The 21,573-nt window shown below is 71.5% G+C and carries 12 protein-coding genes; 3 read left to right on the top strand and 9 right to left on the bottom strand.

Annotated elements, in window-relative coordinates; all coding sequences use genetic code 11:
- Position 1 precedes the first annotated feature (1 nt).
- The 3 genes from GPY60_RS17025 to GPY60_RS17015 all read left to right on the top strand — a co-directional run bounded on the left by GPY60_RS17025 (position 2) and on the right by GPY60_RS17015 (position 10,468).
- Positions 2-6,307: a type I polyketide synthase gene (locus tag GPY60_RS17025; protein WP_156688863.1), complete on the top strand. Its 6,306-nt coding sequence runs from the start codon at positions 2-4 to the stop codon at positions 6,305-6,307.
- On the top strand, positions 6,304-9,264 hold the full coding sequence (locus GPY60_RS17020; protein WP_156688862.1) for a type I polyketide synthase: 2,961 nt from the start codon (positions 6,304-6,306) through the stop codon (positions 9,262-9,264). Before GPY60_RS17025 ends, GPY60_RS17020 begins: the two co-directional genes overlap by 4 nt.
- Positions 9,265-9,406: 142 nt before the next feature.
- Complete coding sequence (locus tag GPY60_RS17015) at positions 9,407-10,468, top strand: type III polyketide synthase (RefSeq protein ID WP_156688861.1); 1,062 nt, start codon at positions 9,407-9,409, stop codon at positions 10,466-10,468.
- On the opposite strand, the gene GPY60_RS17010 is transcribed toward GPY60_RS17015, so the two are convergent.
- The 9 genes from GPY60_RS17010 to GPY60_RS16970 all read right to left on the bottom strand — a co-directional run bounded on the left by GPY60_RS17010 (position 10,451) and on the right by GPY60_RS16970 (position 21,562).
- Entirely contained in the window at positions 10,451-11,734 is a 1,284-nt protein-coding gene (locus GPY60_RS17010) for a cytochrome P450 (protein ID WP_156688877.1), read from the bottom strand. The genes GPY60_RS17015 and GPY60_RS17010 overlap by 18 nt on opposite strands.
- Before the next feature lie 8 nt (positions 11,735-11,742).
- Positions 11,743-12,498 (bottom strand): SGNH/GDSL hydrolase family protein, encoded by a 756-nt coding sequence (locus GPY60_RS17005; RefSeq protein WP_156688860.1) that lies wholly within the window; start codon positions 12,496-12,498, stop codon positions 11,743-11,745.
- 5 nt (positions 12,499-12,503) lie between these two features.
- Positions 12,504-14,276: an ABC-F family ATP-binding cassette domain-containing protein gene (locus tag GPY60_RS17000; RefSeq protein ID WP_156688859.1), complete on the bottom strand. Its 1,773-nt coding sequence runs from the start codon at positions 14,274-14,276 to the stop codon at positions 12,504-12,506.
- A 19-nt stretch (positions 14,277-14,295) separates the two neighbouring features.
- The gene (locus GPY60_RS16995) at positions 14,296-15,012 is read right to left on the bottom strand and encodes a PAS and ANTAR domain-containing protein (protein WP_197283706.1); all 717 of its coding nucleotides are present in this window, start codon (positions 15,010-15,012) and stop codon (positions 14,296-14,298) included.
- Positions 15,013-15,159: 147 nt separating this feature from the next.
- Positions 15,160-16,278 carry an enolase C-terminal domain-like protein gene (locus GPY60_RS16990; protein ID WP_156688858.1) on the bottom strand — a complete coding sequence of 373 codons (1,119 nt, stop codon included), beginning with the start codon at positions 16,276-16,278 and terminating at the stop codon, positions 15,160-15,162.
- An 11-nt stretch (positions 16,279-16,289) separates the two neighbouring features.
- Positions 16,290-17,303, bottom strand: a complete 1,014-nt coding sequence (locus GPY60_RS16985; protein WP_156688857.1) for an SDR family oxidoreductase — start codon at positions 17,301-17,303, stop codon at positions 16,290-16,292.
- Positions 17,304-17,305: 2 nt separating this feature from the next.
- A complete protein-coding gene (locus GPY60_RS16980; RefSeq protein WP_231639696.1) occupies positions 17,306-19,114 on the bottom strand; it encodes a glycoside hydrolase family 15 protein in 1,809 nt (602 codons plus the stop codon).
- Entirely contained in the window at positions 19,107-20,819 is a 1,713-nt protein-coding gene (locus GPY60_RS16975) for a GMC family oxidoreductase (RefSeq protein WP_156688856.1), read from the bottom strand. The genes GPY60_RS16980 and GPY60_RS16975 overlap by 8 nt, the downstream gene beginning before the upstream one ends.
- A complete protein-coding gene (locus GPY60_RS16970) occupies positions 20,819-21,562 on the bottom strand; it encodes a gluconate 2-dehydrogenase subunit 3 family protein (RefSeq protein ID WP_156688855.1) in 744 nt (247 codons plus the stop codon). Before GPY60_RS16970 ends, GPY60_RS16975 begins: the two co-directional genes overlap by 1 nt.
- Positions 21,563-21,573 lie beyond the last annotated feature (11 nt).

The following is a 21,573-nucleotide window of genomic DNA, read 5'->3' as shown; positions in this document are numbered from 1 at the left end:
CATGGCAGGAACCGAGAAGCACGTCGACTACCTCAAGCGCCTCACCGCGGATTTGCGGCGCGCGCGGCGACGGGTGTCGGAACTGGAAGGCAAGCTGTCCGAACCGGTCGCGGTGGTCGGCATGGCCTGCCGCTATGCGGGCGGGGTGGATTCGCCGGAGAAGCTGTGGGAGCTGGTGGCCGAGGGCCGCGACGCGGTGTCGGACTTTCCGGCCGACCGCGGCTGGGACATCGACGCGCTGTACGACCCGGACCCCGACGCCGCGGGCAAGACGTACACCCGCCGGGGCAGCTTCCTGGCCGACGCGGCCGACTTCGACGCCGGCTTCTTCGGCATCGGGCCCAGCGAGGCGCTCGCCATGGACCCGCAGCAGCGGGTGATGCTGGAAATCTCGTGGGAAGCCTTGGAGCGGGCGGGGATCGACCCGCTGAGCTTGCGTGGCTCCGCGACGGGCGTGTTCGCCGGCGTCATCCACGCCGGCTACGGCGGCGAGGTCAAGGGCGAACTCGAGGGGTACGGGCTCACCGGGTCGACGCTCAGCGTGGCGTCGGGCCGGGTGTCCTACGTGCTGGGGCTGGAAGGCCCCGCCGTGTCGGTGGACACGGCCTGCTCCTCGTCGCTGGTGGCGATGCACCTGGCGGCGCAGTCGCTGCGCTCCGGGGAGACCGACCTCGCCCTGGCCGGCGGCGTGACGGTCATGGCCACCCCCGCGGCGTTCGTCGAGTTCAGCCGGCAGCGGGCGCTGGCGGCCGACGGCCGGTGCAAGGTGTATGCCGCTGCGGCGGACGGCACCTCGTGGTCGGAAGGCGCCGGCGTGCTGGTGCTCGAGCGGCTTGCCGACGCCCGGCGACTGGGGCATCCCGTGCTGGCGGTGCTGCGCGGGTCCGCGGTGAACCAGGACGGCGCCTCCAACGGATTGACGGCGCCCAACGGGCCGTCCCAGCAACGGGTGATCCGCGCCGCGTTGGCCAGCGCCGGGCTGACCGCGGCCGACGTCGACGTGGTCGAGGGTCACGGGACCGGAACGACCCTGGGCGATCCGATCGAGGCCCAGGCCCTGCTCGCGACGTACGGGCAGAACCGGCCACCGGAACGCCCGCTGTGGCTGGGTTCGATCAAGTCGAACATCGGCCACACGTCGGCCGGGGCGGGCGTGGCCGGTGTCATCAAGATGGTGCAGGCGATCAGCCACGGCGTGATGCCGAAGACCCTGCACGTGGATGCGCCCACGCCGCACGTGAATTGGGACGCCGGCGCGGTGTCGTTGCTGACCGAGTCGCGGCCCTGGCCGGCGGACGGCGGGCCGAGGCGCGCGGGCGTGTCGTCGTTCGGCATCAGCGGGACCAACGCGCACGTCATCGTGGAGGAGGCCCCCGCCGAAGCGGAAGACGTTGCGCCGCAACGTGATGACGGACCACCGGTGGTTCCGTGGGTGCTGTCGGCCCGGTCCGCCGAGGCCTTGTCCGGGCAGGCGCGGCGGTTGCTGGCGCACCTCGAGGCGCACCCCGACGCGGACGCGGTCGGCGTCGCGTGGTCGCTGGCGACCACCCGGTCGGTGTTCGACTACCGTGCGGTGCTCGTGCCGGCCGACCGTGACGAGCTGACGACCGGACTGGCGGCGTTGTCGTCCGGCGAGACCGGCGCCGGCACGGTCGGGCGCCGGTCGGCCGAGAAGACGGTGTTCGCGTTTCCCGGGCAGGGGTCCCAGGCCCTCGGCATGGGAGCCGAACTCTACCAACGCTTTCCGGTATTCGCCCAGGCCCTCGACGAGGCCGCCGAGGCGGTGGACGCCCACCTGACGTTGCCGCTGCGCAAGGTGATGTGGGGCACTGACGAGGAACTGCTGCAGAGCACCGAATTCGCCCAGCCGGCGTTGTTCGCCGTGGAGGTCGCGCTGGCCGCGCTGTGGCAATCGTGGGGTGTGGTGCCCGACGTCGTGATGGGCCATTCGGTCGGGGAGATTGCGGCGGCGCATGTGGCGGGCGTGCTGTCACTGGCCGACGCGGCGTCCCTCGTCGCCGCCCGGGGCCGCTTGATGGCGCAGCTGCCCGACGGTGGCGTGATGGTCGCCGTGGCCGCCAGCGAGTCGGAGGCGATCCCGCTGCTCACCGACGGGGTGGCGATCGCGGCGGTCAACGGCCCCAACGCCACAGTGCTGTCCGGGGATCGGGCCGCGGTCGGTGAGGTGGTGGACCGGCTGGTGGCGTCCGGGCGGCGGGTGCACCGCCTGTCGGTTTCCCACGCCTTCCATTCACCGCTGATGGAGCCGATGATCGACGAGTTCTCGGCTGTGGTGGCCGGCATCGCGGCCAACGAGCCGCGAATCTCATTGATCTCCAACGTCTCCGGCCGGGTTGCCGAGCCCGGGTACGGGTCGGCCGACTACTGGGTCGAGCATGTGCGTCGCGCTGTGCGGTTCCTCGACGGTGTCCGAGTGGCCGAGTCGCTGGGGGCCGGGCGGTTCGTCGAGGTCGGTCCGGGCGCGGCATTGACGGCCGCGATGGATCAGTCGCTGACCGGCGAACGGGCGGAGCCGGTGGTCACCCTGGCGAAGGGGCGCCCGGAGGTCGCATCGGTCCTGGCCGCGGCGGGGCGGGTGTTCGCCGCCGGCGTCGACGTGAATTGGGCGGCGACGTTCGACGGGCTGGATGCCCGCCGCGTGGACCTGCCGACGTACGCCTTTCAGCGACGCCGGTTCTGGCTGCCCGCCGAGGCGGTGGGGCTTCGGGACGTGAGCGGCGTCGGCCTGGTGGGCGCCGACCATGGCCTGCTGGGCGCGGTGGTGGAGCGGCCCGATTCGGGCGGCGTGGTGCTGACGGGCCGGTTGTCGACGGTCACCCAGCCGTGGCTGGCCGATCACGCCGTCGCCGGGACGGTGCTGTTTCCGGGCGCCGGATTCGTGGAGCTGGTGCTCCGGGCGGCCGACGAGGTCGGCTGCCGGGTCATCGAGGAACTGACCCTGTCGGCCCCGCTGATCCTGCCGGCCGCCGGCGGGGTTTCGGTTCAGGTCGTCGTGGGTGACGCCGGCGACGGTGGGGCCCGTGCGGTGCACGTGTATTCGCGCTCAGCCGAGGCGGATTCGTGGCTCCAGCACGCCGAGGGCGAGCTGCGTCCCGGGCCGGAGCAGCCCGGCGCCGACCTGTCGGTGTGGCCGCCCGCCGGCGCCGTGGCGGTCGACGTGACCGGCGCCTATGACGGGCTCGCGGACCGCGGTTACGGGTATGGCCCGGCTTTCCGGGGTTTGCGGGCCGTATGGAACCGGGGGAGCGACGTCTTCGCCGAGGTCGAGGTGTCGCAGGACGCCGGTGTGACGCCCGGCGGTTTCGGCATCCATCCGGTGGTCCTGGATGCGGCACTGCACGCGCTCGGGGTGGCCGACGCGCAGGCTCCGGCGGTTCTCCCGTTCTCCTGGCAGGGCGTGTGCCTGCACGCGGCCGGGGCGTCGAGGGTCCGGGTGCGGCTGGCGCCGGCCGGTGCGGGCGCGGTGTCGGTCGAGATCACCGATGCGGCGGGATTACCGGTGCTGTCGGTGCGTGAGCTGGTGACGCGCCCCGTGTCGGTCGAGCAGCTGGCGGCGGCCGTGGGTCCTTCCGGCGCCGGCGGCCTGTTCGAAGTTGCCTGGGCTCCGGTCACGTTGCCCGACAACGGGAGTCGCGACGCGCCGGCGGTGTGGGAGTCACCCCGGGAGGTCGGCGTCGCCGCCGCGGTGCACGAGGCCTTGGCCACCGTGCAGTCCCGGCTGGACGGCGGCGCCACCGAACCGCTGGTGGTGCTCACCCGCGGGGCGGTGGGTTTGGCCGGCGAAGACGTCACCGATCTGGCCGGTGCCGCGGTCTGGGGTTTGGTGCGCTCCGCGCAGGCCGAGCATCCGGGTCGGCTGACATTGATCGATTCCGACGGGTCGCTCGATGCCGGCGCGGTGAGTGCCTGCGGTGAGCCGCAATTGGTGGTGCGTGAGGGCGTCGCCTACCGAAACCGGTTGCGGCCGTTGAGCGAGCCGCCGCCACTGGCGTTGCCCGAACCGGGGTCGGTGTGGCGGCTGACCGCGGGCAGCGAGGGCACCCTGGAGGATCTGGTGGTCCAGCCGTGCCCGAGCGCCGAGGTGGGTGCCGGTCAGGTGCGGGTCGCGGTGTCGGCGGTCGGCGTGAACTTCCGCGATGTGTTGGTGGCGCTGGGCATGTACCCCGGGGCCGCCGATTTGGGCGCGGAAGGCGCCGGGCTCGTCACCGAGGTCGGACCGGGCGTGACCGGCCTGTCCGTCGGTGACGCGGTGATGGGCATCCTCGGCCTGGCCGGGTCCGAGGCGGTGGTCGACCAGCGCCTCGTGGTACGCGTGCCGCGCGACTGGTCGCCGACGGAGGCGGCGGGTGTTCCCGTCGTCTTCCTGACCGCGCTGTACGGGCTGTCGGATTTGGCGGGGGTGCGCGCCGGTGAGCGGGTGCTGGTGCACGCGGCCGCGGGCGGCGTGGGTATGGCGGCGGTGCAGTTGCTGCGGCATTGGGGCGCGGAGGTGTTCGCCACGGCAAGCCGCGGCAAGTGGGACACGTTGCGCGCGATGGGGTTTGACGACGATCACCTCGCCGACTCGCGGACGCTGGATTTCGAGCGGCAGTTTCTGGCGGTCACCGGCGGGGCCGGGGTCGATGTGGTGCTCAACTCGTTGGCCGGGGAGTTCACCGATGCGTCGTTGCGGTTGTTGACCCGGGGCGGGCGCTTCATCGAGATGGGCAAGACCGACCTGCGCGACCCGGAACTGGTCGCGCAGGAGCATCCGGGTGTGCGCTACCGGGCGTTCGACCTCATGGAGGCCGGCCCGGATCGCCTCGCCGGCATGCTGGCGGAACTGATGGGGCTGTTCGCCTCGGGCGTGCTGAAACCGCTGCCCGTCAAGGCTTTCGACGTGCGCCGCGCCGCGGAGGCCTACCGGTTCGTGAGCCAGGCCCGTCACATCGGCAAGGTGGTGCTGACCCTGCCCGACGGACCCGGCGGGCTGGCCGGGGGAACGTCGTTGATTACGGGCGGAACCGGCATGGCCGGTTCCGCGCTGGCCCGTCACCTGGTCGCGCGGCACCGCGTGCCCCACGTGATGCTCGTGAGCCGCACCGGCGAGGAAGGCGCCGCGGACCTCGTCGCCGAGCTTCGGGCATCCGGCGCGCTGGTAACCGCGGTCGCCTGCGATGTCGGCGACCCTGACGCGGTGTCCGCGCTGCTGGCGCGGGTGCCCGAGCGGTATCCGCTGCGCGGCGTTTTCCACGCCGCCGGCGTGATCGACGACGGGCTGATCGCGTCGTTGACGCCCGGCCGGGTGGACGCGGTCCTGCGCGCGAAGGCCGACGGGGCATGGAATCTGCACGAGGCGACCCGGTCGGCGAATCTGTCGGCGTTCGTGATGTTTTCGTCGATGGCCGGCATCGTCGGCGCGCCGGGGCAGGGCAATTACGCGGCGGCCAACAGCTTCCTCGACGCTCTCGCCGCCCATCGGCGGGCCCGGGGCCTGCCCGGCTTGTCGGTGGCCTGGGGTCTGTGGGAGGAGGCCAGCGCCATGACGCGCCACCTCGACGAGAGGGACCGCGCCCGCATGTCGCGCGTCGGGCTCGCCCCCCTGGCCACCGCGCGCGCGCTGGCACTGCTCGACGACGCGATGGCGGCCGATCAGCCCGTGCTGGTGGCGGCCCGGCTGGACACCAGGGCGCTGGGCGACGGCGACGAACTGCCGCCGATACTGCGGGACGTGGCCGCCCGGCGGGTGCGGCGGGTCATCGCCGACAATGCCACCGCGGCGTCGACGTCGGGTCTGCTCGCGCGCTTGCAGGGGCTCACCCCGGACGAGCGGCGCCGCGAACTCGTCGATGTGGTGTGCGGCAACGCGGCCACGGTCCTGGGCCACGGTGACATCGACGCCGAGCAGCCTTTCGCGGATCTGGGATTCGACTCGCTGACTGCGGTCGAGCTGCGCAACCGCCTCAAAGCCGCGACGGGCCTTACCCTTTCGCCGACGGCGATCTTCGATCACCCGACCCCCGCCGCGCTGGCCGGGCACATCGACTCCCAGCTCGCCGCCGCGCCCGTCGCGCCCGCGCCCGACCGCACCGCCCGCTTCGACGACATCGCCCGCGAACTGCAAACGCTGATCGACCAACCCGGCTGGGACGCGAACGACAGGACCCGCATGACCGCCCGCATCCGGGCTTTGCTCACCGCCCTGATGCCCCCGATCGAGGACGCGCCGCCCGAGGATTACGACGACCTCGCCACCGCCACCGAGAGCCAGCTGTTCGCCCTTCTCGATGAAGAAGTCGGGCCTTGACGCCGCATGGCCTACGACCGGACGACGTGGCGATCATCGGGCTGGCGTGCCGGTTCCCGGCCTCCGCCGGACCCAGCGAGTTCTGGCGGCTGATCCGCGGGGGGCTGGAAGCGACTCGGCTGCCCACCGACGCCGCCGATTTCGACGCCGAGTTCTTCAACGTGTCGCCGCGCGAGGCCCGCGCGATGGACCCCCGGCAGCGACTGGCCCTCGAATTGGCCTGGGAACTCTTCGAGGCCGCGTTCGTCGTCCCGGAAACGCAACGCGGACAACCCGTTGCCGTCTACCTCGGGGCCATGACCGACGATTACGCCCTGCTCACGCTTCGCGGTGCGGCCGACAGCCTCGACCATTACTCGTTCACCGGCATCAGCCGGTCGATGATCGCGAACAAGATCTCGTACGCGTTGGGGCTGCGCGGCCCCAGCGTTGCCGTCGATTCGGGGCAGTCCTCGGCATTGGCCGCGGTGCACATGGCGTGCGCCAGTCTCCGCACGGGCGAAGCTCCGCTGGCGGTCGCCGGCGGCGTGCACCTGAACCTGGCTGCCGAAACAGCCGATCTGGAAAGCGAATTCGGTGCGACGTCGCGCTCGGGCCACACCTATGCGTTCGACGAACGCGCCGACGGCTACGTGCGCAGCCAGGGCGGGGGGCTGGTGCTGCTCAAGCCGCTGCGGTCCGCCCTCGAAGACGGCGACCGCATCCGCGCGGTCATCCGCGGCAGCGCCGTCGGCAACGCCGGCCACAGCGCCGGCGGCCAGACGACGCCCTCGGCTTCCGCGCAAGCCGACGTCATCCGCCGCGCCCTGTCCGCCGCCGGACTGGGGGTCGGCGACATCGACTATGTCGAGGCCCACGGCACCGGGACCCCGGTCGGCGACCGGGCGGAGGCGCTGGCGCTCGGCGAGGTGTTCGGCGGCCGTGGCGGACCTCGCGTGCGCGTCGGGTCGGTGAAGACCAACATCGGCCACGCGGGAGGCGCGGCGGGAATCGCGGGTCTGATCAAGACCGTCCTCGCCCTCGAGAACGGCGAACTGCCGGCCAGCCTCAACTTCGCCCGCCCCGCGCTGGACTTGCCGTCGCTGGGGCTGGACGTGAACGATGCGGTGACACCCTGGCCCGCGGGCGACACCCCGCGGCGCGCCGGGGTGTCGTCGTTCGGCATGGGCGGAACGAACGCGCACGTGATCGTCGAGGAGCCGCCGGCGGCGACGGAAACGACTGGCGGCGCGCCAGACTCGGGGCCGGTGGCCTGGGTGCTCACCGGCCGGTCCGATCGGGCGCTCGGTGATCAGGCCGCGCGGTTGGCGCGGCACCTGGCCGACGCCGACGACGCCGACGACGCCGGCGACGTGGCGTGGTCGCTGGCCACGACACGAACACTGTTCGAGCATCGGGCGGTGCTGGTGGGCGCCGACCGGAACGCGCTGCGCGCGGGCCTGACCGCCTTGGCATCCGGGCAGGCGGGCGCGGACACCGCGGACGTCGCGGACGTCGCCGCCACTGTCGTTGGCCGGGTCCGCCCGATCACCAAGACCGCGTTCGTCTTTCCCGGCCAGGGCGCGCAGTGGCGCGGGATGGGCGCCCAGCTGTATCGCCGGTTTCCCGTGTTCGCGGCGGCGTTCGACGCGGCCGCCCGCGCGCTGAACCGGCATCTGCGGCTGCCGATCGACGAGGCGATGTGGCGCAGCGAAAGCGCCCTGGACAACACGGAATTCGCACAGCCCGCGCTGTTCGCCCTCGAGGTGGCGCTGGCCGAAACGCTGCGGCAGTTCGGCGTGATTCCCGATGTGGTGTTGGGTCATTCCGTCGGCGAGATCACCGCGGCGCACGTCGCGGGTGTGCTGTCGCTCGACGACGCGGCCCGGCTGGTGGCGGCGCGAGGCCGGCTGATGTCCCGATTGCCCGGGGGCGGCGCCATGGTGGCCGTGGCCGCCGAGGAGGCCGAGGTGGCCGCGCTGCTGACCGATGGCGTCAGCATTGCGGCGGTCAATAGCCCCAACGCCGTGGTGATCTCGGGCGCCGAGGCGCTGGTGGGCGCTGTCGCGGACGCGCTGGCGAGGCGGGGCAGGCGCACCCACCGGCTGGCCGTCTCGCACGCGTTCCACTCGCCGTTGATGGAACCCGTGATCGATGAGTTCGCGGCCGTCGCCGAAACGATGTCCATTGCCGAGCCGCGAATCAGTTTGATCGACAACGTTTCCGGCCGCGAGGCCGGACCGGGGTACGGGTCCGCCCGGCACTGGGTGGAGCACGTGCGCGCGCCCGTGCGGTTCGTCGACGGGGTGCGCGCGGCCGAGGCGGGCGGCGCCGACGTGTTCGTCGAGGTCGGTCCCTCCGGCGGCCTGGTGGCGGCCATCGACCAGGCCCTGCAATCCCAGCAATCGGTCGCCGTGGTCACGATGCCGAAGGACCGGCCGGAGGTCGACTCCCTGCTGACCGCCGCGGGCCGGCTCTTCGCCATCGGCGCGGACATCGACTGGGGCGCAATCCTCAACCGGGGCCGCCGGATCACGCTGCCGACCTACGCCTTTGCGCGTCAACGATATTGGCTCGACTCCGCGCCGGACCCCGCGATGCAAAGCGAACCCGGACTGGCCGAGCGCCTGCGCGGGCTGCCGCCGAGCGAGTGGCGCCGCCGGCTGGTCGAGTTGGTGTGCGCGCAGGTGGCGGCGGTGCTGGGCCACCCGGAGGGCCATACCGTCGATCCCGAAAGGGCTTTCGAGGATCTCGGGCTGGACTCGCTGAGCGGGGTGGAACTGCGCAACCGGCTGAGCTCCGACACCGGTATTGCCTTGCCCCGGACGCTGGTGTTCGACTATCCGACGCCGGCGGCGGTGGCCGACCACCTCGCCGGCCGCGCGTCGACCGAGACGGTCAGCGACGAGGTCATCGACTCGATGAGCCCCGACGCGCTGATCGCGTTGGCGCTCAAAACGGACGATGACGCTGAATGACGAAATCCACACGGGGAAGCCAAATCTGACACGTGTTGAATAAGGCTGCATTTTTGCATGTCGTTAGGCGAGCGCATAAACTTCGACGATCGGGGGGTGTGCAATTCGGGGACAAGAGTTGTAGCACCGAAGAGGTAGGCATATGAGTGTTGTTGCCGGTGTGTTCGGTGCGTTCCCACCGCACCGTTACAGCCAGAGCGAAATCACCGACCAATTCGTCGAATTCCCCGGTCTGAAAGAGCACGAGCAGATCGTCCGGCGCCTGCACGCCGCCGCCAAGGTGAACAGCCGCCACTTCGTCCTGCCGCTCGAGCGTTACGCCTCGCTCACAGACTTCAGCGATGCCAACGAGATCTTCATCGAGCAGGCCGTCGACCTCGGCTGCGAGGCCCTGCTCGGCGCGCTCGACGAGGCCGGCCTGCGGCCGGAGAACGTCGACATGATCGCGACGACGACGGTCACCGGCGTCGCCGTCCCGTCGCTGGACGCCAGGATCGTCGGAAGGCTCGGCTTGCGGCCCGACGTGCGCCGAGTGCCGCTGTTCGGGCTCGCCGCCGCGGCCGGGGCCGCCGGGGTGGCCCGCCTGCACGACTACCTGCGCGGTGCGCCGAATGGTGTCGCGGTCCTCGTTGCGGTCGAGCTGTGCTCGCTGACCTACCCGGCGGTCAAGCCGACGGTGTCGGGCCTCGTGGGAAGCGCCTTGTTCGGGGACGGTGCCGCGGCGGTCGTGGCGGTCGGGGACCGCCGCGCCGAGGAGCTTCGCCCCACCGGACCCGACGTCCTCGACTCCCGCAGCCGCCTCTACCCGGACTCGCTGCACATCATGGGCATGAACGTGGGTGCCTCGGGGTTGCAGCTCGTGCTGTCCCCAGAGCTCACCGACGTCATCGAGCGCCACCTCGCCGGTGACGTCACCGGGTTCCTCGCCGCACACGGGCTGACCAAGGACGACATCGGCGCGTGGGTGAGCCATCCGGGCAGTCCCAAGGAGATCAACGCGATCAGCAACACTCTCGATCTGCCGCCGGACGCGCTCGACCTGACCTGGCGCTCGCTGGGCGAGATCGGCAACCTGTCCTCGGCGTCGGTGCTGCACATCCTGCGCGACACCATCGCCAAGCGTCCGCCCAGCGGGAGCCCCGGCCTGATGCTGGCGATGGGACCGGGATTCTCTTCGGAGCTCGTGCTACTGCGCTGGCGTTGAGCCGGCGACCTCGACGGTCAGCCCGGGTTTGGGGCGCAGCGCGGCGACGTTGGCGGCGCGGATGCGCTGAGGCGGCAACCGCAACGTGGTCCGCGCGAGCAGCCGGGCCAACATGACGGTCATCTCGGTGGTGGCCATGACCGACCCGATACACCGGTGCAGCCCGCCGCTGAACGGGATGAACTCGTGCGGGGCGGGCTTCCGGTACCCGGGTGCCTCGGGGTCCCAGCGCCGCGGGCGGAATGCGGTCGGTTCCGGCCACAGCTCGGGCAGCCGGTGGGTGACGTAGGGGCTGAAGATGAGCAGCCGGCCTGCCCGGATGCGGCGCCCGTCGAACGACAGGTCGCGCATCACCCGGCGGGCCGAGATGACGCCGGGCGGATACAACCGCAGCGTCTCGTGGACGACGCCGTTCATGTACGTCAGCGCCGGCAGGTCACCCGCGGCGGGCGGGCGCCCACCGAGCACGCGGCGCACCTCGTCGGCGGCGGTGTCCCAGGCCCCGGGGTACGAGAGCAGCGAGTGGACCGCCCACGCCAGCGCGCCGCTGGTTGTCTCGTAGCCCGCGGTGATCAGCGAGACGACCTCGTCTCGGATCTCGTTGTCGCTCAGGGCGTAACCCTCGTCGCCGCGGCCCTCGATGAGCATGGTCAGCATGTGGTCGTCTTGCCGCGGGGCGCGTCGAGCCTCGTCGATCGCGGCGTCGACCACCTCGTCGATGCGCCTGCGGGCGGCCGTCGCCCGCCGCCAGCCGGGGGAGCGGACCCGCCGCTCGAGCGCCACCACCTGCGGGAGCCGGTGCGTCAGGTCCAGCAGCGGCTGCAACTGCTCGCCGAGGAAGTCGGAATGCGCGGCGAGGCGTGGGCCGAACAGGCTCTCGGCGGTGCTGCACCGCACCGCCGAGCGGCACTCCTGGTAGACGTCCAGCCGATCGCCGGGCCGCCACCCGTCGATCACGCCGTCGATGGTGGACACCATCGTGGCGACATAGTCCTGGATCTGCCGGTGGCGCAGCCCCGGAGCCACGACGCTGCGGCGGCGCCGGTGATCGTCGCCGTCGCTGACGATCAGCGCGGTGGGGCCGTCGGCGATGGCCAGGTTCTGAAACGTCTCGCGCCAGCTGAACGCGTCGGCGTTGGCGAACACGAACTTGTTCGCCTCGGGCCCCAGCAGGTAGGTGTAGCCGTGCCGCCCCAGGCCGGAATCGATGACGGGGCCGCGCCGCCGATGCAACGCGAGCAAGGCCTCGCCGGGCGGGTATCGCACCGGCCCGCTCACGGCGCACCCGGGGCGTCGAGCACCCGCTGCACCGCGTCGGTCAGGATGCGGCCGCCCCGGGTGTTGAGGTGCACGCCGTCGATGTGGAACTCCCACCCGTTCGCCCGGGAGATCTCGTCGAAGCCGCGCCGCATGATCATCTCCCGCACAAGGTAATCACGGTAGAACGCGGGAAACGAGAACCGGGTGAACGGCTTGGCCGTTTTCGCGCGCACCAGTTCGCCGCGGAACGCCTCGTAGAAGTCGACGTACTGCGTGCCCTCCCGAGCGGCCACCTCGCGCACGACCCGGCAGTACTCGGCGCACAGGGCGTTCAGCCGCGCCTGGACGGGATGGTTCGACGCCGGGTCTTCGCCCACCGGCGCAAACGAACACAGGGCGATCCGGGCGCCGGTCTCGAGCCGTAGCCGCCGGGTGATGAGCTCGAGGTTGCGCCGGAATCCGTCGACCGTCGGCTCCTCCGGCAGGCCCTTCCACACCCGGACGACGCGCCGGAAGTTTCCGAAGACGGTCGCGAGGACGTCGTTGGTGCCGATCAGCACGATCACCCGGTCGGGACGGGCGGCGGCGACGCGGCTCAGCCGCCGGGCGACGTGGAACGACAGGTCGCCGCCGACGCCCAGGTTGACGAAGCGGAAGGCGCCGTTGCCCGGCCGGCTCTCCAGCTCCCGGATCCAGGGATACGTTCCCTTGGCCGCGGTCGTGCTCGAGCCCACACACGCCACCGTCTCGACCCTGCCCGGACGCACCATCGGAATTATTCGAGCGTCTCCGACAGCTCCAGCCAGCGGCTCTCCGTCGCGGCGACCTCGTCCTCGAGCGCGCGCAACTCCCGGGTGAGCCGGGCGAGCCCGACGTGGTCCGACTGGTCGTGCCCGGCGAGTTCGTGGTGCTTGGCCTCGATCCGCTCGGCCAGCCGGCCCAGCTGGCGGTCGACAGCGGACAGCTCCTTCTCGGCGGCGCGCCGCTGCGCCCCGGACATTCCCGCTGGCTCGACCGGGGCGGCGGGGGACGCCACCTCGTCCACCCGGTCCCCGGCCAGCCGCAGGTATTCGTCGACGCCGCCGGGCAGGTGCCGCAACCGGCCGTCGATGATGGCGTACTGCTGATCGGTCACCCGCTCGAGGAGGTAGCGGTCGTGGGAGACGACGATCAGGGTGCCCGCCCAGGAGTCGAGCAGGTCCTCCATCGCGGTCAGGGTGTCGGTGTCGACGTCGTTGGTCGGCTCGTCGAGCAGGAGCACGTTGGGCTCGTCGAGCAGGGTGAGCATCAGCTGCAGGCGCCGTCGCTGGCCGCCGGAGAGCTCGCCGACCCGCGCCGAGAGCTGGCCGCGCCCGAACCCCAGGCGCTCGAGCAGCTGGGCCGGCGTCACCTCCCGCCCCTCGACCTCGTAGCCGCCGCGCAGGCCGCCCACCACGTCGGCGATCCGGTCGGAGGCCAGCGCCGCCAGGCGCTCGCCCTGCTGGTCGAGCACGGCCAGCCGCACGGTCTTGCCGCGCTTGACGCGCCCGCTGTCCGGGGCGACCGTGCCCGCGATCAACCCGAGCAGCGTCGACTTGCCCGCGCCGTTGGCGCCGACGATGCCGGTGCGCTCGCCCGGCGCGATCCGCCATTCGACGTCGCGCAGCACCGGCCGGCCGCCAAAGGAGACCGACACGTCGAGCAGGTCGACGACGTCCTTCCCCAGCCGCGCGCCGGCCAGCTTGGCCAGTTCGACGGTGTTGCGCAGCGGCGGCACGTCGGCGATCAGCTCGTTGGCGGCCTCGATCCGAAACTTGGGCTTGGACGTCCGCGCCGGCGCGCCGCGGCGCAACCAGGCCAGCTCCTTGCGCATCAGGTTCTGCCGCTTGGCCTCGGCGGCGGCGGCCATCCTGTCGCGCTCGACGCGCTGCAGCACATAGGCCGCGTACCCACCATCGAACGGCTCGACGATCCCGTCGTGCACCTCCCACGTGGTGGTGGAGACCTCGTCGAGAAACCAGCGGTCGTGGGTCACGAGCAGCAGCCCGCCGGTGTTGCGCGCCCAGCGTTGCTTCAGGTGTCCGGCCAGCCAGGTGATGCCCTCGATGTCGAGGTGGTTGGTGGGCTCGTCGAGGGCGAGGACGTCCCACTCGCCGATCAGCAGCCGCGCCAGCTGCACCCGCCGGCGCTGACCGCCGCTCAGCGTGGAAATCGTCGCGGCCCAGTCGATGTCGGACACCAGGCCGCCGACCACGTCGCGGATTCCGGCGTCGCCGGCCCACTGGTGTTCGGGCCGGTCACCGACGAGCGTCCAGCCCACGGTGCGATCCGGCTCGAGGTTGTCGGCCTGGCTCAGCGCGCCGACCCGCACCCCGCTGCGCCTCGTGACCCGGCCGGCGTTCGGCCGCACCTGTCCGGTCAGCACGCCCAGGAGGCTGGACTTGCCGTCCCCGTTTCGCCCCACGATGCCGACCCGCGCGCCGTCGTTGACCCCGAGCGTGACGGACTCGAAGACCACCTGCGTCGGATATTCGAGGTGGACGGCCTCGGCCCCCAGTAGGTGCGCCACGGGCCCGAGGCTACCGGCGCTACTCCAGGGTGAGCAGCGCCTGGTCGACGTGGCTCTGCGTCTCCGGCGACGCCTTGCCGACGACCGCGTCCAGGAAACGGCCGGCCAGGTCCCGCAGCTTGAGGTTGGACTCCTGCGACCGCCACACCAGGATGTCGAACGCCCGTTGATCGGTGATCCCGTAGGCCGCCATGAGGACGCCCTTGGCCTGCTCGATGCGGGCGCGGGCGTCCGCGACCGCCGAGAGGACGTTGGTGATGTCGGTGCTCAGGGAGTCGGTGACGTCCACGTAGAAGCCGGAGGTGCCGATCAGCGCGCCGTCCTCGTCGACCATCCGGTCGCCCGCCACGACCAGGCAGCGGGTGTGCCCGGAGGTGTCGACGATGCGGTGCCGGCTGCTGAACGGCCTGCCGTTGTGGACGTGGTCCAGCACGGCCACGACGCGCTCGCGGTCTTCGGGGTGCTTGTGCCGCAGCAGGAGTTCCGTCGTCGGTTCGACGGCCCCAGGCTCGTAGCCGTGCATCCGCGCGACCGCATCCGACCACTCCCAGCGCTGCTCGTCGGCGTAGAACCGGAACCGGCCCACGGTCTGCGGGTGGCCAAGTCCCAGCACCATGTCGACCGCATCGAGCCCGTGGTCCTCGACCGCCGCGGACATGAACTCGTCGCACGCCGGCGCGTCGCCGTTGGACGCCGGGGTGTCGCGTACGGTTTCGTCTTCGAAGTTCACGGTCATCGCCCGTCGCCTCTCTCGCCGACCTAACAATTACCCATGCGGATTGTTTCCAATACCCATTGTTCCGCGTCATCGCGCGTCGCGCACGTGCGCAGAGCGAAATCGAGCATGAACTCCGGTAGTGGTCACGCTCGGCGTATTGCCTTGTCAGGCCACGCGGAAACCTGCCGCGTCACTCTCCTTGAGATCCAGCCCCAGCCCGGGCCGCTGCGGGTCGGGCCGCAGCGCGCCCCTCTCGGGCGAGAGGGCGCCGTCGAACAGCATGTGCTCGATGCGGTGGTGGTCGTGGAAGTACTCCAGGTGCCGCAGGTTGGGCACGGCGGCGGCGACGTGGGCGTGCAGGTTGGGGGCGCAGTGCCCGGAGACGTCGACGTTGCGCGCGGCGGCGACGGCCGCTGCCCGTACCCAGTCGGTGATGCCGCCACACCGGGTCACGTCGATCTGGAGGCAATCCACGGCGTCGGCGGCCAGCATCCGGTTGAAGTAGGCGAGGTCGTAGCCGTATTCACCGGCCGTGACGTCGGGGCTCACCTGATCGCGCACCTCGCGCAGACCGGCGAGGTCGTCTGAAGAGACCGGCTCCTCGAACCAGGTGACGTCCTGCTCGGCCATCGCGTGGGCCATGCGGATCGCCTGCTTGCGGCGATAGCCGCCGTTGGCGTCGACATACAGCTCGGTGTCCGGCCCGATCACCTTGCGCGCCAGGGCAATCCGGGCAAGGTCGCGGCGCTCGTCGGAGCCCCACGACTCGCCGATCTTGATCTTGACGCGCGGGATCCGCCACTCGCCGACCCAGCGTTCCAGCTGCGCGCGGGTCTGGCGGTCGTCGTAGGTGGTGAAGCCGCCGCTGCCGTAGATCGGCACGTCGGCGCGGGCCTGGCCGAGCAGTCGGCACACCGGGAGCCCCAGCAGCCTGCCCTTGAGATCCCACAGCGCGGTGTCGACCGCCGAGATCGCGCACGACGCCAGGCCCGGGCGCCCGTTGTTGCGCATGGCGATCACCATCGCCTGCCAGGAGCCGGTGATGTCCAGCGCGCCGCGCCCGGAGACGGCGCTGGCGAGCGGTCCGGTGACCAGGTCGCGGCAGGCGCCGCTGGCGTAGGTGTAGCCGATGCCGCGCAGGCCGCCGGCGACCACCTCGGCGAGCACCAGGGTGGTCGACGACCAGGACAGGGTGCCGTCGGCTTCCGGCGCGTCCGTGGGGATTTCGTACGTCCGCGCGGTCACCTCGTCGATGCGCGCGTCGACGTCGATGGTGGTCGACATTGCCCGCCCCCTCAGCGCGCTCGCCGCAGGGCCCCGCGCGCGGCCAGCAGCGCACTTAGGCCGAGGCCCAGGGCGCCGGAACCGCTCACGACCGGATGCTGGGAGGCCCACAGCTGCGGGCTGTGCGCGTGCGACTTGTCGTCGAACCCGCCGTGCGCGCCGTGGTCGGTGCCGGGCTCGTCGTCGACGGGGTGCCAAAGGTTCTGCGGCTGTTGGCCGTTGACGCGCTGGTCGGTCTGCTGCGAGTCGTACCCGGTGCGGCCGAGGTAGCGGTCGAGCAGCGGTGCGACGAACTTCTGGCCGATCAGGGTCACCGCGGTGCTGTCGCCCACCCAGTACTGCTTGCGCCCCGGGTGGTCGGCCGCGTAGACGACGCCGCGGGCGGCCACCTCCGGCTGGTAGATCGGCGGGACGGGCTGGGGGTGCCGCGGCAGCCGGGACAACACCCAGGAGAACTGCGGAGTGTTGACCGCGGGCATCTGCACCACCGTGATCCGCACGTTCGAGCCCTCGTGCAGCAGCTCGCAGCGCACCGACTCGGTGAACCCGTTGATGGCGTGCTTGGCGCCGCAGTACGCCGACTGCAGCGGGATCGACCGCTGGCTCAGCGCCGAGCCCACCTGCACGACGGTCCCGCGGTCGCGCGGCTTCATCTTCGCCAGCGCCGCCATAGTGCCGTGGACGTAGCCGAGGTAGCTCACGTCGGTGACCCGCTTGAACTCCTCGGCGGTGATCTCGCTGAACGGCGCGAAGACCGACGTGAAGGCCACGTTGACCCAGACGTCGATGGGGCCGAACGAGGCCTCGGCCTCGTCGGCGGCCGACGCGACGCCCTGGTAGTCGGCCACGTCCGTCGGGATGGCCAGCGCCTTGCCGCCGCCGTCCTCGACGTCGTTGGCCGCGCCCTGCAGTCCGGCGGCGCCGCGGGCCAGGAGCGTGACGTTCGCGCCGCGCTTGCCGAACAGTTGCGCGGTGGCGCGGCCGATGCCCGCGCTCGCTCCGGTGATCACCACGTGCTGTGTCATCGCTAACTGCCTTTCCTTGATTCGGGGTGACTCGCGTCGTCGACCAGGGTTGCCGCGCACTCGAGCAGCAGTGCGTGCGCGAACGCTTGGGGGAGATTCCCGCGAAGCTGACGCTGGTTGATGTCGTATTCCTCGCTGAATAAGCCGGGGGGCCCACAGGCGGCGCGGTTGCGCTCGAACCAACGCATCGCGCAATGCAGGTGGCCCTGCTGGTGCTCGGCGAGCGCCATCATGAACCCGCACAACACGAACGCGCCCTCGGCGTCACCGAGGTCCCGCTCGTCGTGGCGGAAGCGGTACACGAAGCCGTCGTCGGTGAGCTGGAGCCGCACCGCCTCGATGGTGGCCTGGGTGCGGGGATCCACGGCGGTCAGCGCGCCGCGCACGGGGGCCAGCACCAGCGAGGCGTCGACCGTGTCCAGCTCGGGGCTGCGCTGCCAGTAACCATGGCGCGGATGAAGGCTGGTCGCGGAGGTCTCGGCCAGGATCGCGTCGGCCAACGGCGCGCAGGTCGCGACCTCGGGACCGCTGCCCGCCAGCTCCGCGATCTTGCGGAGCCCCGCCACGCAGGCCAGCCGCGACTGCGTCCAGTGCCCGTTCCCGACCTCCCAGATGCCGGCCTCGGGCTCCCGCCACCGTTTCTCGATGGCCGCGATGGCCGCCTGGACGGCGCGCCAGCCGTCGCCCTCGAGCCGGTCGGCGCGTCCGGCGGCGGCGAACAGTTGGAGCGCCTCGCCGAAGATGTCGAGTTGAAACTGCTGATTGACCCAGTTGCCGATCTTGTCGTTGCCGCCGGGGTAGCCGGGCAGATCAAGGCGTTGCTCGCCCGGCACAGGGCCGCCGGTGACGGTGTAGGCGGGCTTGAGGTTCGGCCCGTCCTCGAGCAACCTTGCGCCGACGAACGTGACCGCCCGGTCGAGCAGTTCGGTCTCGCCGGCGGAGGCGGCGGCGATCCCGGCGTACGCCTGGTCGCGGATCCACGCGTAGCGGTAGTCGTAGTTCTGATTCGTGTGCGCGCGCTCGGGCAGGCTCATGGTGGCGGCGGCGACCATGCCGCCGGAGGCGCTGGTCAACCCGCGGAGCACCGCGTACGCGTGCCGCCCGTCGCGCGGCGCGATGCTGAAGTCGAGTTCCGGCATGCTGCGGTGCCAGGCATCCCTCGTGGCATCCCAGGTGATGTCGGGGTCGGGTGGCCGGTCGGGCAGCGGGCGCTCGGAGAGCTCCAGCACCAGGTCGTGGTACTCACCCTCGCCGACGGTGATATCGCACGTGAGCACTTGGCCCGGGCCGTGCGCCGACCGCACTGGCCGCGCGTCCGGGGCGCCCGTCCACCGCCAGTGCAGCGGTCCGGAATCCCCGGTCCATATCCCGTCGCGCAACTTCGGCCGGCTCATGCCGTAGCGCCCGAAGCCCGCTCGCGGTTCCAGCATCACCCGAAGGCGCGCGCCACCGCGGCAACCGGTGATCCGCCGCAGCAGCACCACGCAGTCGGGATCTCCGGGAAAGGCCAGCGCCTCCCGGCATTCCACGACGCCTTCGTGGGTCACCCACCGGCTGTGCCAGATCAACGTTCGTGGCTCGTAGAAACCGCCCCAGACGTGTCGCGCCTCGACGGGGGTGATCGCATAGATCCCGCCGCCGCCAATCAGCGTGGAGAAGACAGCGTCGGAATCCCAGCGGGGCGCGCACATCCAGGTCACCTCGCCCTGCGGCCCGATCAGCGCGCCGCGTTCGCCGTCGGCGAGCAGGGCGTACTCGCGCAGCACCCGCGGCGGGTAGGCCGCCACGACGTCGATCGTGTCCTCAGCCACGGGCACCCGCCGTCGACCTTTGCACGCGTGCGTCGCCGGGCGCGTCGGCGCGAATCTTCCCGGTCGCCAGCCTCTCGGCCAGGCGGGAGGCCAGCGCCATGATCGTCAGCGCCGGGTTGGCCGAGCCCTGCGTCGGGCACACCGAGCCGTCGGTGAGGAACAGGTTGGGCACCCCCCACACGCGGTGGTCGGCGTCGACCACGGAGTTGTCCGGGCGGGTGCCCATCCGCGCCCCGCCGATCAGGTGGGCGAACCGCTGGATCGTCAGCACGTCCTGGGCGCCCGCCGCGTGCAGGATGTCCTTGATCACCTTGCTGGAGTAGGCCATGTTGGCCTTGTCGTTGTCGCACAGGCTGTAGTCGAACCGGGCCACCGGGATGCCGTACGGGTCTTGCTCGTCGGCGAGGGTGACCCGGTTGTCCGGCAGCGGCAGCAGCTCGTTGAGCACGCCGACGGTGGCCCAGTGGTTGTAGTCGCGCATGTACTCGCGAAGAGCGCGGCCCCAATGTCCCTCGGCCAGAACGTGTTCGGCCCACCCAATCGGCAGCGGTGAGACGGTCTGGATGGAAAAGCCCCGGGCGAACCCGCGCGAGGGGTCGGTCTCGTAGAACTGCTCGGACGACACCTCCGGGGGAGGCGCCTTGTACATCCGGACCTCCTCGGACCAGCGGCCCGCGGACTGGGTGGCGCCCTGCACCATGACGTACCGGCCGACCTGATCGTCGTTGTTGCCCAGCCCGTTCGGGAAGCGGCCGGCGGCCGAGTTCAGCAGCAGGCGCGGCGTTTCGATGGAGTAGCCGGCGATCGCCACCGCCCGGGCCCGTTGCAGCCGTTCGGTGCCGCCGGCCTCGTCGTAATAGACGACGCCGCGGGCCCGCCCGGCCTCGTCGAGCTCGACGCGGGCCGCCATGCAGTTGGCCCGGATCTCCACGTCGTGGGCGAGCGCGTCCGGCAGGTGCGTGACGTACGGGCTGGCCTTGGCGTTGACCTTGCAGCCCTGCAGGCAGTAGCCGCGGTAGATGCAGTGCGGTCGGTTGCCGAAGGTGCCGTTGACGATGCCGACCGGACCCACCCGCATGTCGATGCCGAGGTCCAGCGCGCCCCGCCACAACTTCGCCGCCGCGCCCGAGATCGGGTGTGGGGAATAGGGATAGCGGTGCGGGTAGCCCCATGGCCAGTCCTGTCCGGCCACCGGCAGCTCGGCCTCCACCCGCTCGTAGTGCGGGCGGATGTCGTCGTAGCCGATCGGCCAGTCCGCCCCGACCCCGTCGAGGGTGTAGGTCTGGAAATCGCTGGGGTGGAACCGCGGACAGTAGCCGGCGTAGTGCACCATCGAACCGCCCACGCCACGCCCGGAGTTGTTCTTGCCCATCTCGATCGGGTCGTCGCCACCGATGATGCGTTTCTGCGTCCAGTACAGCGCGTGCGATCCGGCCTCGTCGGACACCCAGTCCTCGTCGGGATGCCAGAACGGTCCCGCCTCGAGGATGACGATGCGCCACCCGGCGCGCGCAAGCCGTTGCGCGAGCACCGAACCGCCGGCACCGGCGCCGACGATCACCAGGTCGACTTCGTCGTCGTCCCGGTAGCGGCGCATCGTCTTTTCCCCCGGCAGGTCGCGCGAATGCACGTCCAGCAGGAAGCGGGAGTCGTTGTCGGCGGGGCCGATAGCCCCCTTGAGCAGGCCGCGCCAGAACTTGCCCATCAGAGCTCACCGCTTTCCACGACCCGCACGGGATCCTCGTGGGTGGCGCCCCGCTTCTCGTACGGTTCGCGCACCGCGGCCGGGCCGGTGGCGCCGCCGAGGCGCATGAACCCCCGCGGGTAGGCCGGGCCGCCGAAGCCGATCTCGTTCCACGCCCACGGGTGGGAGTAGAAGCCCGACAACACCATTCGCATGCAGACCGACCACGCGCGTTTGACATTGAGGCGCTGCCACGTGCCGCCCTCCAGCTCGCCCTTCGAGAACCGGTCGACGATCGCCTCGCGCGTCTCCGGTTCGGCGGCCACGAACGAGGCCGCGCCGCGCTTGGCGGCCGTCTCGTCGAGGGCCCGCAGCACCAGCCGCCAGGTGTCGCGGTCGTCGGGCATGTCGGCGTATTGATAGCCGTCGAGGCGGCCGGCGGCCAGCTTCTCGTCGACGGACTCGGCCACCGGCACCCGCGGCTCGCGGTCCTGCGCCAGCACGGTATCGCAGAACGCGCGCAGCGTCGGTTCCTCGTCGGCGGTGAAGAACCGCAGTGGCGCAGGCGGTTCCAGCCGCGACAGCACGACCTTCCTGGTCGCCTCGTCCCAGGTGTCAGCGGTCTCGAGGACGTCGTAGTCGGGGTAGCGCCCGATCATCTGCGGGGTGGTGCCGCGGCGCTGCCTGGGAAGCCACGATGGGTGCGGAGGCTTGCCGCCCTTGCGGAGGTTGGGTAGGTGGTCGGGGAGTGAGGTGTCGGCCATCTCGAATGTCC

Origin of the sequence: Mycobacterium sp. Marseille-P9652 (assembly GCF_902652685.1) — a bacterium.
In the GTDB taxonomy this organism is placed as follows: domain Bacteria; phylum Actinomycetota; class Actinomycetes; order Mycobacteriales; family Mycobacteriaceae; genus Mycobacterium.
Note: the sequence above shows the minus strand (reverse complement) of the source record. Positions and strands in the feature narration are given on the sequence as shown.

Excerpts from the sequence above, each read along its gene's own strand:
- GPY60_RS17025 (WP_156688863.1), top strand. The coding sequence starts at position 2 with ATGGCAGGAACCGAGAAGCACGTCGACTACCTCAAGCGCCTCACCGCG.
- GPY60_RS17015 (WP_156688861.1), top strand. The coding sequence starts at position 9,407 with ATGAGTGTTGTTGCCGGTGTGTTCGGTGCGTTCCCACCGCACCGTTAC.
- GPY60_RS17005 (WP_156688860.1), bottom strand. The coding sequence starts at position 12,498 with ATGGTGCGTCCGGGCAGGGTCGAGACGGTGGCGTGTGTGGGCTCGAGC.
- GPY60_RS16995 (WP_197283706.1), bottom strand. The coding sequence starts at position 15,012 with ATGACCGTGAACTTCGAAGACGAAACCGTACGCGACACCCCGGCGTCC.
- GPY60_RS16990 (WP_156688858.1), bottom strand. The coding sequence starts at position 16,278 with ATGTCGACCACCATCGACGTCGACGCGCGCATCGACGAGGTGACCGCG.
- GPY60_RS16985 (WP_156688857.1), bottom strand. The coding sequence starts at position 17,303 with ATGACACAGCACGTGGTGATCACCGGAGCGAGCGCGGGCATCGGCCGC.
- GPY60_RS16975 (WP_156688856.1), bottom strand. The coding sequence starts at position 20,819 with ATGGGCAAGTTCTGGCGCGGCCTGCTCAAGGGGGCTATCGGCCCCGCC.
- GPY60_RS16970 (WP_156688855.1), bottom strand. The coding sequence starts at position 21,562 with ATGGCCGACACCTCACTCCCCGACCACCTACCCAACCTCCGCAAGGGC.